This window comes from Mycobacterium sp. PTI7 (assembly GCF_056679845.1).
Genome location: NZ_CM155252.1, coordinates 5,589,750 through 5,603,639 on the forward strand (window position 1 = coordinate 5,589,750; position 13,890 = coordinate 5,603,639).

15 protein-coding genes are annotated in these 13,890 nt (G+C 70.6%); 6 read left to right on the forward strand and 9 right to left on the reverse strand.

The window, feature by feature from the left end:
- Together AC1MEY_RS26860 and AC1MEY_RS26865 are read right to left on the reverse strand one after the other, a co-directional pair.
- Positions 1-897: an N-acetylglutamate synthase, CG3035 family gene (locus tag AC1MEY_RS26860; protein WP_480231691.1), complete on the reverse strand. Its 897-nt coding sequence runs from the start codon at positions 895-897 to the stop codon at positions 1-3.
- The gene (locus tag AC1MEY_RS26865) at positions 894-1,487 is read right to left on the reverse strand and encodes a peptide deformylase (RefSeq protein ID WP_480228376.1); all 594 of its coding nucleotides are present in this window, start codon (positions 1,485-1,487) and stop codon (positions 894-896) included. Before AC1MEY_RS26865 ends, AC1MEY_RS26860 begins: the two co-directional genes overlap by 4 nt.
- A gap of 142 nt (positions 1,488-1,629) precedes the next feature.
- Between AC1MEY_RS26865 and AC1MEY_RS26870 the strand changes: the two genes are divergently transcribed.
- The 5 genes from AC1MEY_RS26870 to AC1MEY_RS26890 are packed head-to-tail and all read left to right on the forward strand — an operon-like array spanning position 1,630 to position 4,964.
- On the forward strand, positions 1,630-1,938 hold the full coding sequence (locus AC1MEY_RS26870) for a DUF3263 domain-containing protein (protein ID WP_480228377.1): 309 nt from the start codon (positions 1,630-1,632) through the stop codon (positions 1,936-1,938).
- Between the two features lie 50 nt (positions 1,939-1,988).
- Positions 1,989-2,456, forward strand: a complete 468-nt coding sequence (locus tag AC1MEY_RS26875; protein WP_480228378.1) for a LytR C-terminal domain-containing protein — start codon at positions 1,989-1,991, stop codon at positions 2,454-2,456.
- 9 nt (positions 2,457-2,465) lie between these two features.
- Complete coding sequence (sodC, locus tag AC1MEY_RS26880) at positions 2,466-3,161, forward strand: superoxide dismutase[Cu-Zn] (RefSeq protein ID WP_480228379.1); 696 nt, start codon at positions 2,466-2,468, stop codon at positions 3,159-3,161.
- Positions 3,142-4,287 (forward strand): glutamate--cysteine ligase, encoded by a 1,146-nt coding sequence (locus AC1MEY_RS26885; RefSeq protein ID WP_480231692.1) that lies wholly within the window; start codon positions 3,142-3,144, stop codon positions 4,285-4,287. The genes sodC and AC1MEY_RS26885 overlap by 20 nt, the downstream gene beginning before the upstream one ends.
- 50 nt (positions 4,288-4,337) lie before the next feature.
- A complete protein-coding gene (locus AC1MEY_RS26890) occupies positions 4,338-4,964 on the forward strand; it encodes an LON peptidase substrate-binding domain-containing protein (RefSeq protein ID WP_480228380.1) in 627 nt (208 codons plus the stop codon).
- Here the strand turns inward: AC1MEY_RS26890 and mnhG are convergent.
- The 6 genes from mnhG to AC1MEY_RS26920 are packed head-to-tail and all read right to left on the reverse strand — an operon-like array spanning position 4,961 to position 11,080.
- On the reverse strand, positions 4,961-5,299 hold the full coding sequence (gene mnhG / locus AC1MEY_RS26895; RefSeq protein WP_480228381.1) for a monovalent cation/H(+) antiporter subunit G: 339 nt from the start codon (positions 5,297-5,299) through the stop codon (positions 4,961-4,963). The genes AC1MEY_RS26890 and mnhG overlap by 4 nt on opposite strands.
- Positions 5,296-5,571, reverse strand: a complete 276-nt coding sequence (locus AC1MEY_RS26900) for a monovalent cation/H+ antiporter complex subunit F (RefSeq protein WP_480228382.1) — start codon at positions 5,569-5,571, stop codon at positions 5,296-5,298. The genes mnhG and AC1MEY_RS26900 overlap by 4 nt, the downstream gene beginning before the upstream one ends.
- Position 5,572: 1 nt before the next feature.
- Positions 5,573-6,127 (reverse strand): Na+/H+ antiporter subunit E, encoded by a 555-nt coding sequence (locus AC1MEY_RS26905; RefSeq protein WP_480228383.1) that lies wholly within the window; start codon positions 6,125-6,127, stop codon positions 5,573-5,575.
- Positions 6,124-7,731: a Na+/H+ antiporter subunit D gene (locus tag AC1MEY_RS26910; RefSeq protein ID WP_480231693.1), complete on the reverse strand. Its 1,608-nt coding sequence runs from the start codon at positions 7,729-7,731 to the stop codon at positions 6,124-6,126. Before AC1MEY_RS26910 ends, AC1MEY_RS26905 begins: the two co-directional genes overlap by 4 nt.
- 5 nt (positions 7,732-7,736) lie before the next feature.
- Complete coding sequence (locus AC1MEY_RS26915; protein ID WP_480228384.1) at positions 7,737-8,210, reverse strand: Na(+)/H(+) antiporter subunit C; 474 nt, start codon at positions 8,208-8,210, stop codon at positions 7,737-7,739.
- A complete protein-coding gene (locus AC1MEY_RS26920; RefSeq protein ID WP_480228385.1) occupies positions 8,207-11,080 on the reverse strand; it encodes a Na+/H+ antiporter subunit A in 2,874 nt (957 codons plus the stop codon). The genes AC1MEY_RS26915 and AC1MEY_RS26920 overlap by 4 nt, the downstream gene beginning before the upstream one ends.
- A gap of 150 nt (positions 11,081-11,230) precedes the next feature.
- Here AC1MEY_RS26920 and AC1MEY_RS26925 point away from each other — a divergent pair, with 150 nt between their 5' ends.
- Positions 11,231-11,680 carry an SRPBCC family protein gene (locus tag AC1MEY_RS26925; RefSeq protein WP_480228386.1) on the forward strand — a complete coding sequence of 150 codons (450 nt, stop codon included), beginning with the start codon at positions 11,231-11,233 and terminating at the stop codon, positions 11,678-11,680.
- On the opposite strand, the gene AC1MEY_RS26930 is transcribed toward AC1MEY_RS26925, so the two are convergent.
- The gene (locus tag AC1MEY_RS26930) at positions 11,677-13,890 is read right to left on the reverse strand and encodes an AAA family ATPase (RefSeq protein WP_480231694.1); all 2,214 of its coding nucleotides are present in this window, start codon (positions 13,888-13,890) and stop codon (positions 11,677-11,679) included. The genes AC1MEY_RS26925 and AC1MEY_RS26930 overlap by 4 nt on opposite strands.

Genomic DNA, 13,890 nt, shown 5'->3' on the forward strand with positions numbered 1-13,890 from the left:
CTAGAGGCTACTGGCGTCGACGTAGCGGGAGCGGTGCTGGGTGCGGAACCCCATGGCCTCGTAGAGGGTCCTCGCCGCCACGTTGTCGGCGAGCACCTGGACGTACGCCCGGGTGGCGCCGCGGTCGGCGCCCCACGCCAGCAGCGCCTCGCAGATCGCCCGCCCGGACCCGCGCCGGCGTGCGTGGTCGGACACGTGGACGGCGCTCAGGCCCACCCAGCGGGTGCCGTCGGGCGCCGCGGTGACCGCACCCCGCGCGGCCGCGACCCCCGGCACCGTGGCGAAGGCCACCTCGCCGTCGACGACCGCTCCGAGCACGTCGTCGGGCACGTTCCGGCGGTTCACCTCCCGCCACGCCGAATCCGGCCGCGCCGCGATCGTCACCCCCGCCGGCGATGCGGCAGGAGACGGCTCGGCCGTCATCACCACGTTCTCGCCGTCCGCCGGGATCCCCTCGGGAAGGCGGAGGAGCCGGTCGGGGGCCGCGATCAGGGCCGGCGCGCCACGAGCGGCGTACCAGTCGGCGATCGCGGGCAGCGTGGCCGGCGAGGCCCACGCCTCCAGCGGCACCGCCGAGTTGGCCCGCCGGGTGTGGCCACCGCCGAAGCGGAGCAGCCAGCCGTGCAGCCACTCGTGTTCTGCACCTGGCCACGCCAGCGCCGCGGCGTGCTCGAGGTTGCGGATCTGCGACGTCCGGACCGGCATCTCCGGCACCACCCGCACCGCGAGGACGTCCTCGACGGCGATCGCGACCACGTCGCCGTGGCGGGTGCGCACCTCGACCAGGGGCGCCGAGGAGACGACGTGGCCGACGACGTCAGTGTGCGGCGGCACCGAACCGGCAGGCAATCGGTAGCGCAGGCTGACCCTGGTGCCGGCGGGCGGCAACACGGTCAGTGGCCGAACGGGTCTGGATCCTCGCCGGGCATCCACGTCTGCCCCGGCACGCCCCACCCGTGCGACTTGACGCTGCGCTTGGCCGCGCGCGCATGCCTGCCGACGAGCCGGTCCAGGTAGGTGAACCCGTCGAGGTGGCCCGTCTCGTGCTGCAGCATGCGGGCGAACAGGCCCGTCCCCTCCAGCGTGATGGGCGTGCCGTCGGCGTCGAGCCCGGTGACCCGCGACCAGCTGGCCCGGCCGGTGGGGAACGACTCCCCGGGCACCGACAGGCAGCCCTCGTCGTCGTCCTCGGGGTCGGGCATGGTCTCGGGCACCTCGGACGTCTCGAGCACCGGGTTCACCACCACGCCGCGCCGCCGCGTCGTCTTGCCGCGGTCATCGGCGCAGTCGTAGACGAACACCCGCGCCGACACGCCGATCTGGTTGGCGGCCAATCCGACTCCGTGCGCCGCGTCCATCGTGTCGTAGAGGTCGGCGATGAGTGCGGTGACGTCCTCGGGCAGTCTGCCGTCGGCGTCGACGGGTACGGGAGTGGTCGCAGTGTGTAGGACGGGATCTCCCACGATGCGGATCGGTACGACGGCCATGACCGGCAATCCTAAGTCAGCCGACTCGCGGGTAAGGGTCACGGCTCAACACCGATCCCCGTGGTTGAATATCGCCGAAACCAAGTGGAATGTCCCGCAATGGTGCGAATTCGAAGACTGTCGGAAGGGTCCTGAGAGCGAAATGGACGGCGCCATCGCGCGGACTGGCCAATCCGGGGACGATTCCGAACTCACCGACGGCCTCACCCGCCGGGAACACGACATCCTCGCCTTCGAGCGACAGTGGTGGAAGTACGCGGGGTCCAAGGAGGACGCCATCAAGGAACTCTTCTCGATGTCGGCCACCCGCTACTACCAGGTACTGAACGCCCTCGTCGACCGCCCGGAGGCCCTCGCCGCCGACCCCATGCTGGTCAAGCGCCTGCGCCGGCTGCGGGCCAGCCGGCAGAAGGCCCGCGCGGCACGCAAGCTCGGCTTCGACGTCACCTAGTCGGTTCGGGCCCCGGAGTCCGGAAACCGCCTCGTAATACAGTGGGAGCGATGAACCAGCGAGAATCCTCCGGGCTGCCACTGCGCGCCATGGTCATGGTGCTGCTGTTCCTCGGCGTCGTGTTCCTGCTGGTCGGCTTCCAGTCGATCGGGTCGGATTCCGACTCCGACAGCAGCTCGTCGTCGTCGGCCGTGGCCACCTCCACCGCCACCTCGAGCCCCGCGCCGTCCGAGGAACCGGGAGCCGCACGGGCCGAGGTCCGGGTGTTCAACGTCTCCGAGGTCCCCGGCGCGGCCGAGGGCGTCGCCACCCGTCTGCGCGACGCCGACTGGAACGTCACCGAGACCGGCAACCTCACCCTCGAGGGCGTGCCGGCCACCACCGTCTACTTCGGCGAGGCACCGGGCGAGCGGGAATCCGCCGACGAGGTCGGCAGGCTGCTGGCCGCCCCGGTCGAGCCCCGGCTGCCCGCACTCGCCGAGCAACCGCCCGGCGTCGTCGTGGTGGTCACCGGCTAGGCTTGGCGCATGCCGATCTCGACCCCGCTTCGCCTGATCGCCGCCGCGGCGCTCGTCGTCCCGATCGCGGCCGCGTGTGCACCGAACGAGCCCGTGTCCAGCGAACCCGGCACCACGCCCGCCGTGTGGACCGGCTCGCCGAATCCCTCCCCCGGCGCCGAGGGCGGCGAGTCCGAGGCTGCCTCCGGTGAGACGCTGATGGCCGACATCAAGTCGCCCGACGGCACCACCGTCGCGACCGCGGAGTTCGTCTTCGCCGACGGCCACGCGACCGTCACCGTCCAGACCACCGCACCCGGTCAGCTGACGCCCGGCTTCCACGGCATGCACATCCACTCGGTGGGCAAGTGCGAGGCCAGCTCGGTCGCCCCGACCGGCGGCGCGCCCGGCGACTTCAACTCCGCCGGCGGCCACTTCCAGGTCGGCGGCCACAGCGGACACCCCGCCAGCGGCGACCTCTCCTCACTGCAGGTCCGCGAGGACGGCTCCGCGATGCAGGTGACCACCACCGACGCCTTCACCGCCGCCGATCTCGAGGCCGGCCAGAAGACGGCCATCATCATCCACGAGAAGGCCGACAACTTCGCCAACATCCCGCCGGAGCGCTACCAGCAGGTGAACGGCACGCCCGGCCCCGACGAGATGACCATGTCGACCGGTGACGCGGGCAAGCGCGTGGCGTGCGGTGTCATCTCCGGCCAGTAAGGCTCCGGTCAGGCCGCAGCGCATCGACTTCGCCGGGTCACCCCGGCCGACCATCGGCGTCGAGTGGGAGTTCGCCCTCGTCGATCCCGAGACCCGTGAGCTGAGCAACGAGGCCTCCGCGGTGATCGCCGAGATCGGCGAGAGTCCGCACGTGCACAAGGAATTGCTGCGCAACACCGTCGAGGTCGTCACCGGCATCTGTGACAACTCGGCCGAGGCGATGGACGATCTGCGCGCCACACTCGCACCCGCCCGCCGCATCGTGCGGGCCCGCGGCATGGAGTTGTTCTGCGCGGGCACGCATCCGTTCGCGGAGTGGTCGGCCGAGCAGTTGACCGACGCGCCGCGGTACGCGGAGCTGATCAAGCGCACCCAGTGGTGGGGCCGCCAGATGTTGATCTGGGGCGTGCACGTCCACGTCGGTGTCTCGTCGGCGCACAAGGTGATGCCGATCATCACCTCACTGCTCAACCAGTACCCCCACCTGCTGGCGCTGTCGTCGTCGTCGCCGTACTGGGCCGGTGGCGACACCGGCTACGCCAGCAACCGCGCGATGATGTTCCAGCAGCTGCCCACGGCGGGTCTGCCCTTCCACTTCCAGGAATGGTCGCAGTTCGAGCAGTTCGTCCACGACCAGAAGAAGACCGGCATCATCGATCACATGAACGAGATCCGCTGGGACATCAGGCCGTCCCCGCATCTCGGGACCATCGAGGTGCGCATCTTCGACGGGATCTCCAACATCGCCGAACTCGGTGCGCTGGTGGCGCTGACGCACTGCCTGATCGTCGACCTCGACCGCCGGCTCGACGCGGGTGAGCACCTCCCCACCATGCCGCCGTGGCACGTGCAGGAGAACAAGTGGCGCGCCGCGCGGTACGGGCTCGACGCCGTGATCATCCTCGACGAGGACAGCAACGAGCGCCTGGTCACCGAGGACCTCGACGACATCCTGAACCGCCTCGAACCCGTCGCCCAATCACTCGGCTGCGCAGACGAACTCCGGCAGGTCGCCGACATCTACGCCACCGGCGCGTCCTATCAGCGACAGCGCCGGGTGGCCGAGGAGCATGACGGCGATCTGCGGGCCGTGGTCGATGCGCTGGTGTCCGAGTTGGTGCTGTGATGGCCGGCGGGCAGGAGCGAAGCGACCCGGGGATTGGCACGGTGGTGCCGATGTTCCCGCTGGAGTCCGTGCGGCTCCCGGGTGAGGACCTGCCGCTGCGCATCTTCGAACCGCGCTATGGCGCACTGGTGCGGGACTGCCTGGAGCAGGAGAAGCCGTTCGGCGTCGTCCTGATCGCCGCGGGCCGCGAGGTCGGCGGCGGGGACGCGCGCCTCGACGTCGGCACCCTTGCCCACATCGTGTCGGCCGAGGACTTCGGCGACGGCCACTACCGCATCGCCTGCGAGATGCGCGAGCGCATCCGGGTGGCACAGTGGCACGACGACGATCCGTACCCGCGCGCCGCCGTCGAGCCGTGGCCCGACGAGGCCGGCAGGCCCGTGGCCGGCGACGAGATCATCGACGTCGAGGACCGGCTGATGTCGCTGTTCGAGCGCATCGCGGCGGCCCGCGACGCGACGCTGCCCCCGAAGCGCGACCTGCTCGGCGAGCCCGAACCCGGCGACGACGCCGGAAAGCGGCTGTACGCGTTGGCGTCTCGCGTCCCGATGGGTGAGGCCGACCGGTACTCCGTGCTGGCGGCACCCTCGGCGAGCGCGCGACTGGACGCCCTGCGCGACGCCGTCGAGACCGTCGCCGCGATGATCGAGTTCGAACTGGCCGACGGGCCGGACTAGTCCTTCGGCTCGTCGGCCATCTCGTCGCGGGTCAGCAGGTCGTTGCGAAAGCTCTGCTCCCGGTAGGCGAGTTGCCCGACGCGGTTGGCGATCACGGGTGCGGTGATGATCGTGAACAGGCCCGTGAGGATCACCATGCCGACGTCGGCATGCCCGCGCAGCCGGATGGCGGCGCCGGCCAGCACCAGCAGCAGACCGAGCACCTGCGGCTTGGTGGCCGAGTGCATGCGCGACAGGGTGTCGGGGAAGCGGACGACGCCGATCGCCGCCGTCAGCGCGAACGTGGATCCGGCCAGCACCAGGAAGGCGGCCAGGACGTCGAGTGCGGTGCTCACGTGTCGGTCCGTTCGTCGCGGTCCCGCACCCGGAAGCGCGCGACGCTCACCGATCCGACGAAGCTGATCAATGCCAGCGCCGTCAGGCTGTAGGTGACCGTGGTGTCGAGGCTGAACGCGGCCCACGTCCCGATGGCGCACATCATCACCGCGACGAACGTGTCCAGCGCGACCAGCCGGTCCAGGGTGCCCGGTCCCGCCAGCATGCGGTACATCGTGACGGTGGCGGCGGCGATCAGCATGACCGCCGCGATGGTCCAGACGACGTTCATGTCAGCTGGCCTCCCTCTCCGGCGACGGCTGCCAATGCCTCTCGCGCTCGAACGCGTTGATCATCAGCCGCTCCACCGTTGCGACCTGGGCGTAGAACCGCTGCACCGCACGCTCGGTGCCCGCGTCGAGGACGTGGACGTAGATCAACCGGCGGGTCTGGTCGATCTCCAGCACGATGCCGCCGGGGATGAGGTTCAGCGTACTGACGGCGAGCGACAGCACCAGGTCGGACTTCAGCGCGAGGTGCGCGCGCAGGACGGCCGAGCGTGGCAACGCGCTCGGCCGGATCGCCATCCACGCCACCTGCAGCGACGACTTCACCAGGTAGTAGGCGACCTGAACGATCAACCGCAGCAACGACAAAGGATGCAACCTGCCCTCGATGGGCACGGGCGGCAGTGGCAGCAGCAGGACCACGACGAGGGCCACGACGAGGCCGCCGATCACGTTGGCCGCCGAGACGTCGCCCCACAGCAGCACCCACACCAGTACCAGCCAGCAGACGACCCACACGCGCAGCGCGTACTTCCGCATCGGCGTCCTGCGCGCGGTCATGGTGTCGCTCCCGGGCTCAGCACCGCGGAGATGTACTGGCCGCGGTCGATGACCTCGTCGGCCGCCCGCTCGGCGTAGGCGAAGATCGGTCCGGCGGCGACGGTCAGCGCCAGTCCGACGACGATCAGCGCCCCGGTGGGGATCAGCATGCCGACCGGCATCCTGCCGACGTCGTCGCGATCGGCGAACGCGACGTCCTCCCCGTCGTCGAGCAGCAGCGCCGAGGGTGCGGCGGCGGACATCTCGCCGTCGGGTGCGTCGGCGCGAGCGCGCCAGAACGCCTGCGTCCACACCCGGGCCATCGCGTACAGCGTCAGCAGACTCGTCACCACGCCGCCGCCGACCAGCAGCCACGCCAGCACCGATGCCTGCTGCGTTCCCGCCTCCAGCAGGGCCACCTTTCCGATGAAGCCCGAGAACGGCGGGATGCCACCGAGGTTCAGCGCGGGCACGATGAAGACGAATGCGAGGAGCGGACTGGCGGCGGCGAGCCCGCCCAGGCGGTACATGGTGGAGGCGCCGGCCTGCCGCTCGATCAGTCCGACCACCAGGAACAGCGTGGTCTGCACGACGATGTGGTGCGCCACATAGTAGATGGCGCCGGACATGCCGAGGTCGTTGGACAGCGCGATGCCGAACACCATGTAGCCGATGTGACTGACCAGCGTGAACGACAGCAGTCGCTTGATGTCGCTCTGCGCCAGCGCGCCGAGTATGCCGATCACCATCGTGAGCAGGGCCGCCACCATCAGCACGTTGTCGAGTTCGCCGCCGGGGAACAGCAGCGAGTGCGCGCGGATGATCGCGTACACGCCGACCTTGGTGAGCAGGCCCGCGAAGACGGCCGTGACGGGTGCGGGTGCGGTGGGGTAGGAGTCGGGCAGCCACGTCGACAGTGGGAACACGGCGGCCTTGATGCCGAACGCGACCAGCAGCACCGCGAACAGCGCGCTGCGCGTGCCGTCGGGGATGTCGTCGAGACGCACGGACAGCTCGGCCATGTTCAGCGTGCCCGTCGCGGCGTAGACGAGGGCGATGCCGATCAGGAAGATCAGCGACGACACCATCGACACCATCACGTAGGCGATGCCCGCGCGCACGCGCTCGGCGCTCGCACCGATGGTCAGCAGCACGAAGCTCGCGGACAGCAGCACCTCGAAGCCGACGAACAGGTTGAACAGGTCGCCGGCGAGGAACGCGGTGCACACGCCCGCCGACAGCACCAGGTAGGTCGGCAGGAAGATCGACACCGGTTGACGTTCGTCGCCGTCTCGGATGCCCTGGCCGATGGCGTAGAACACCACCGCGAGCAGCACGATCGCCGACACTGCGAGCATCAGCGCCGACAGGCGGTCCACGACGAGCGTGATGCCGAGCGGTCCCATGCCCGGCACGCTCTGCCCCCAGCCGCCGACGTGTACGGCGATGGTGCCGTAGCGGTCCGCGAAGTACACCAGCGCGCCGCACACCGCGACCACGGCGATCAACGACAGAACCGTGATCGAGCGCTGCAGGCGCGGCCGGCGACCGGCGAGCAGTGTCACCGCCGCCGCCAGGGTGGGGATCAGCACCGGCAGCGGGGTCAGTACCGCCGCGACGTTCATGCCGGTCATCGCGAGCCCTCGTGTCCAGGCAGCGCGTCGAGTTCGTCGGGCGCATCGGTGTCGCGGGTGGGCTGATGTTCGGGCAGGTCTTCGTCGAGCGCGGCAGCCGATCGCTCGGACAGCTTCGAGACGCGCGCGTCCTCGATGTCGTTGGCGATGTCTTCCTCACGGGAGAGGCGGTAGGACCGGTAGGTCATCGCGAGCACGAACGCGGCGACGCCCATCGTGATCACGATGGCGGTGAGGATCATGCCCTGCGCCAACGGATCCGCCTCGGTGGTCTCGTTGCCCGACGTGCGGTAGCGGACCGGCGGGTTGCCCGACGGGCCGCCCACGGTGAGGATCAGCAGGTTGACCGCGTTGCCGACCAGCAGCAGTCCCAGCAGCATCCGGGTCAGGTTGCGCTCGAGCAGCAGATACACCCCCGCACTGGTGAGGCCACCGATCAGGATGAGGGGGACCAGGTACGTGACGTTCACCGGTTCGCCCCCTGCGGTTGCTCGGCCATCTCGACGTCGACGCGCGCCCCGAGGCTGCGCAGCACGTCCAGGACGAGACCGACCACGATCAGGTACACGCCGGCGTCGAAGAACAGGGCGGTGACCATCTTGACGGTGCCGAGGACCGGGAGGTCGAACTGGATGACGGCCGACGACAGCACGGGCGCGCCGAGGAACAGCGACGTGACCGCGGTGCCGGCGGCGAGTGCCAGCCCGGCGCCGAGGACCTTGCCGGCGTCCAGCGGCAGTGCCTCACCCAGTTCGTACCGGCCGCCTGCGAGGTAGCGCAGTACCAGCGCCAGCCCGGCCGTCAAACCCCCGGCGAAGCCGCCGCCGGGGGTGTTGTGGCCGGCGAAGAAGAAGTACGCGGACAGCACCATGATGAGCGGGAAGATGATTCGCGTCGCCACCTCGAGCACCAGCGAGCGGTAGCGCGGGTCGCGCAGCTCGCTGCCGCGCAGCCAGGTGATCTCGCCGACGGCGGGGCTGTTGGACATCGGGATGCGACCGATGTCTGGCTGACCGGCATCCGAGACCCGGGGTGCCGCACCGAATCGCCTGTTGCGGAACACCATCGATGCGACACCGGTGGCGGCGACCAGCAGCACCGAGACCTCGCCCATGGTGTCCCAGGCGCGAATGTCGACGAGCAGGACGTTGACGGTGTTCGACCCGTGGCCACGGTAGTAGGCGGCGTCGGGCAGCAGATCCGCGATCGGGCGGGTGGTGCGCGCGGCCATCGCGAACACCGCCAGCGCGGTCACGCTCGCCCCGACGCCGAGCGCGAGTGCGGCGCGTGGCAGGCGGTGCCGGGTGACGGTGGCGCGTTCGGCCTCCGCGGGCAGCGTGCGGAGCACCAGCACGAAGATGACCAAGGTCAATGTCTCGACCAGGAATTGGGTGAGCGCGAGATCGGGGGCACCGTGGAAGACGAAGATGACGCCGCAGCCGTAGCCGGTGACGCCGACCACCAGCACCGAGGCCAACCGGTTGCGCAGCACCGTGGCGCTGATCGCGGCGGCGAGGATGATCAGGCCGACGACCACCTGCAGCGGTGAATCCCACAGCTCCAGCTCGGGACGGTTGCGCGCACCCAGGACGAGCATCGCCACCGGCAGGAGGACCAGTGTCAGCAGGATCACGGTCTGCGTCGCGGGGATCGAGCCGCGCTGCGTCAGCGCGGTGAGTCGCACCGCGAGGATGTCGGTGCCGCGCACCACCGCGTCGTAGATGCGGTCGGCGTTGCCGAGCGGCAGGTAGCCGAGCCGGACCCGGCGCAGTCGGCCGCGGGCGAAGAAGGCGGCGATGCCCGACGCGACGACGACGGCGGACAGCAGCAGCGGCAGGGTGAAGCCGTGCCAGAGCGCGAGGTGGTAGCCGTCGTCGCCGCCGGGCACGACGTCGGCGTAATCGGCCAGGACGTGGTCGAGGCCGGTGGGCCAGATGCCGAAGACGAGGCCTGCGGCCGCAAGTGCCCCCGGGGCGACGAGGAAGGCGGCAGGCGGCCGGTGCATCTCGACGACGCGCTGGCTCGGCTCAGGCCTGCCCTTGCGGGCGAAGGCCCCGTAGACGAACCGCAGGCTGTAGATGGTGGTGAAGATCGAACCGAACACGACGCCCGCCAGTACCCACGGCGCCGACGATCCGAGCGACGCACTGTGCAGGAGCGTCTCGAGGTCCGCTTCCTTGGCGACGAAGCCGAAGAAGGGCGGGAGCGCGGCCATGCTTGCGGCGCCGGCTACGCCGATGACCAGTAGCGGACGGTGGCGGTCGCCGAGCCACGCCAGCCGGCGGATGTCGCGGGTGCCGGTGGCGTGGTCGATGACGCCGACCACCATGAACAGCGCGGCCTTGAACATCGCGTGGGCGCAGAGCATCGCCAGGCCGGCGAGCATCACGTCGCGTCCGCCGGTGCCGACCATGATCGTGATCAGGCCGAGCTGGCTGACGGTGCCGAACGCGAGGATCAGCTTGAGGTCGTATTCGCGGACGGCCCGCCACCCCGCCAGCATCAGCGTCGCCAGTCCCAGGACCACGACCGTCGGGCGCCATCCCGGCGAGTCGGCGAACCCGGGCGTCAGGCGGGCGATCAGGTAGACGCCGGCCTTCACCATCGCCGCGGCGTGCAGGTACGCGCTGACCGGTGTCGGCGCGGCCATCGCGCCGGGCAGCCAGAAGTGCAGGGGCACGATCGCCGACTTGGACAGCGCGCCGACGAGGATCAGCAGCACGCCGATCGTGACGGCCGTGCCCGACGGCGGCGCCGCGACCAGGACGGAGAGCAGGTAGGTCCCGGAGACCTCGCCCAGGATGATGATGCCGACCAGCATCGCGAGACCGCCGGCCGTCGTGACGAGCAGCGCCTGGGTGGCCGCACGCCTACTGGTGGCTCGTTCGGCATAGTGCCCGACCAGCAGGAACGACAGGACCGTCGTCAGCTCCCAGAACAGGTACAGCAGCAGCATGTTGTCGCTGACGACGAGGCCGAACATGACGCCGGAGAACGCCGTCAGCTCGGCGGCGAAGCTGGGCAGTCGCTTCTCGGTGTGGCCGTCGTGGTGGTGGAAGTACTCGGCGCAGTAGAAGAGAACCAGTGCGCCGATGCCGAGGACCAGCACGCTCATGACCGCGGCCAGTGCGTCGAACCGCAGCGAGATGTCCATCGACAGTTCGGGCACCCAGGTGACGTGCACCTTCTGATCGCCGGCACCGGGCCAGTTGGCGACGACCCAGATCAGCGAGCCGAGGGGGACCAGCGCGAGTGCGTAGAACGCCTGCCGTCCCCAACGGTGCACGAGCACCGGCGCGATGGCGGCCGCAACCGCATGCGCACAGAGGATGGCGAGCATGGCACTCCGATCGATCCTTCGGGGTGTCAGCCGTCTTGATTATGGCGTGACTTCGACTGCGTCCAGTTTACGGGCTGCGCGTGACCGCTCGTCACCCACGACCGTATTGCCGATCTCCCGGGATCGCGGGGCTGTTGTTGAATGTCTGGCATGGAGATCGACGAGGAGAAGGTGGTCAGCGCGAGTCGCGACGTCGCGGCGCCGGCGGAGGCGATCTTCGAGCTGATCGCGGACCCGGCCCGCCAGCCCGAGTGGGACGGCAACGACAACCTGGCGTCGGCCCGGCCGGGCCAGCGCGTCACCGGCGTGGGCGACGTCTTCGTCACGACGCTGACGCTCGGCGCGGACCGCGAGAACCACGTGGTCGAGTTCGAGGAGGGCAGGCTCATCGCCTGGCGTCCGTCCGAACCCGGATCGCCGCCGCCGGGGCACCTCTGGCGCTGGACGCTGGAACCCCTGGGCGACGGCCGAACCCAGGTCACCCACACCTACGACTGGAGTCGGCTGAACGACGAGCAGCGGATGGTGCGGGCCCGGGCCACCACCGCCGAGAAGCTGATGGGCTCGGTGAACCGGCTGGCGGACCTGGCCGAGCGCTAACGGTTCTCGGAGAACGCGCGCAGCGACGCCACCTGGGCGGGATCGAGCGACGGGCGGACCGCGTCGCGTGCCTTCTCGACGTCGGCGAGCGTCACGTCCGCGGCGTCGATCGAGCGCCGCATCGCCGTCAGTGCCGACTCGCGGAGCAGCGCAACGCAATCCGCCGCGCTGTAGCCGTCGAGATCGTCGGCGATCGCATTCAGGTCGACGTCGGGACTCAACGGGATCGACTTGCCCGCGGTCCGCAGGATGTCGCGCCGGGCGTCGGCGTCCGGCGGCTCGACGAAGACCAGCTTCTCCAGCCGGCCGGGCCGCAGCAGCGCCGGATCGATCAGGTCGGGGCGGTTGGTGGCGCCGAGCACCACGACGTCGCGCAACGGGTCGATACCGTCGAGTTCGGTGAGCAGGGCGGCGACCACGCGGTCGGCGACGCCGGAATCCGAACTCTGCCCGCGCCGGGGTGCCAGTGCGTCCACCTCGTCGAGGAAGACCAGGGACGGCGCAGAATCACGCGCGCGGCGGAACAACTCGCGCACCGACTTCTCCGACGAGCCGACCCACTTGTCCATCAACTCGGCGCCCTTGACGGCGTGCACCGACAGTCGCCCGGTGCTCGCCAGCGCGCGGACGACGAACGTCTTGCCGCATCCGGGAGGGCCGTAGAGCAGCACGCCGCGCGGCGGGTCGACGCCGAGCCGGGTGAAGGTGTCGGGGTGCTGCAGCGGCCACAGCACGGCCTCGGTGAGCGCCTGCTTGGTCTCGACCATGTCGCCGACGTCGGCGAGGGTCACCGACCCGACCGAGATCTCCTCGGTCGCCGATCGCGACAGCGGCCGGATTACCGACAGCGCACCGGTGAAGTCGTCCTGGGTCAACGCGGGCGGCTTGCCGTCGGCGCTCGCACGGGCGGCCGCCCGCAGCGCCGCCTCCCGTACCAGCGCCGCGAGGTCTGCGACCACGAAACCCGGTGTGCGCTCGCCGATCCGGTCCAGTTCGAGGGTCTCCGACGGGACGCCGCGCAGCAGCACCTCGAGCAGTGCGCGTCGGGTCCCGCCGTCGGGCAGGCTCAGCCCGAGTTCGCGGTCGCAGAGGTCCGGTGCGCGCAGCCGGGCGTCGACGCCGTCGGGCATCGCGGACGTCGCGACGAACGCGACACCGGGGGTGGCGACGACGGTGCGGAGTTCGCCGATGATGAGGGTGGCGACCGGTTCCGCGGTGGCGGGCAGCAGCGCGTCGACGTCGGTGACGAGCAGCACCCCGCCGCCGTCGCGCACCTCGGCCGCCGCGGCGGACACCGCGGCCAATCGGTCCTCGGGACGCAGGGCGCCGACATCGGGACCGTCGAGTTCGACCAGGCGGCGCTGCGCGCACACGCTGCGCACCAGCGTGGCCTTGCCGACACCGGCGGGACCCGACACCAGGACGCCCAGATTGGGCTTGGCGCCCAGGGTTTCGAGCAATTTCGGTTCGTCGAGCGCGAGCTTCAGCCACTCGGTGAGGCGACCCACCTCGGCGTGCGCACCGCGGAGGTCGTCGACCGCGATGGTCGCGGCGGCGGCCGCGGGCACGGGCGTGGTGACGGTGAACTGGGCTTGGTCGGAGTCGCCCGGCGGGGAGGTCGCGGGGGTGAGCGCGTCACCCCAGGTGACCGACGAATTGGGTTGCACGCTCACCGGTCCGGTGGGGTCGACGCCGGTGACGGTCAGCAGCTCGGAGGTCCAGGTGATGCCGACCGAGGACGCGAGCGCGGCCGTGGCGGCCGACGTCGACGTGCCGGGGCCGAGGTCTCGGGGCAGCAGCGACACGGTGTCGCCGACCGTCATCACCTTGCCCAGCAGGGCCTGGCGCAGCGTCGCCGAGGAGACCGACGTGCTGGCCAGCCGCGAGCCGGTGAGCGTCACCGACCTCGCGCCATACACCGCGACAGGGGCCACGATCACCGTCGTGCTCTCGCGCAGACCGGCGTTGGACATCGTCACGTCGTCGAGCAGCGCCGTCCCCGGCGGGGTGCCGCCCGGGGCGATGCCGACGACCGCGGCGGTGGTGCGCGACCCGGTGAGCGACACCGCGTCCCACTCCCGGATGCCGAGCGCGGCGAGCACCTCGGGATGCAGGCGCACCACTCCGCGCCGGGAATCCAGCGCCGAGGTGTTCAGGCGGGCGGTCAGGCGCAGATGGGTCAGCGGCGCCTCGTCGGAGAACTCCGACAC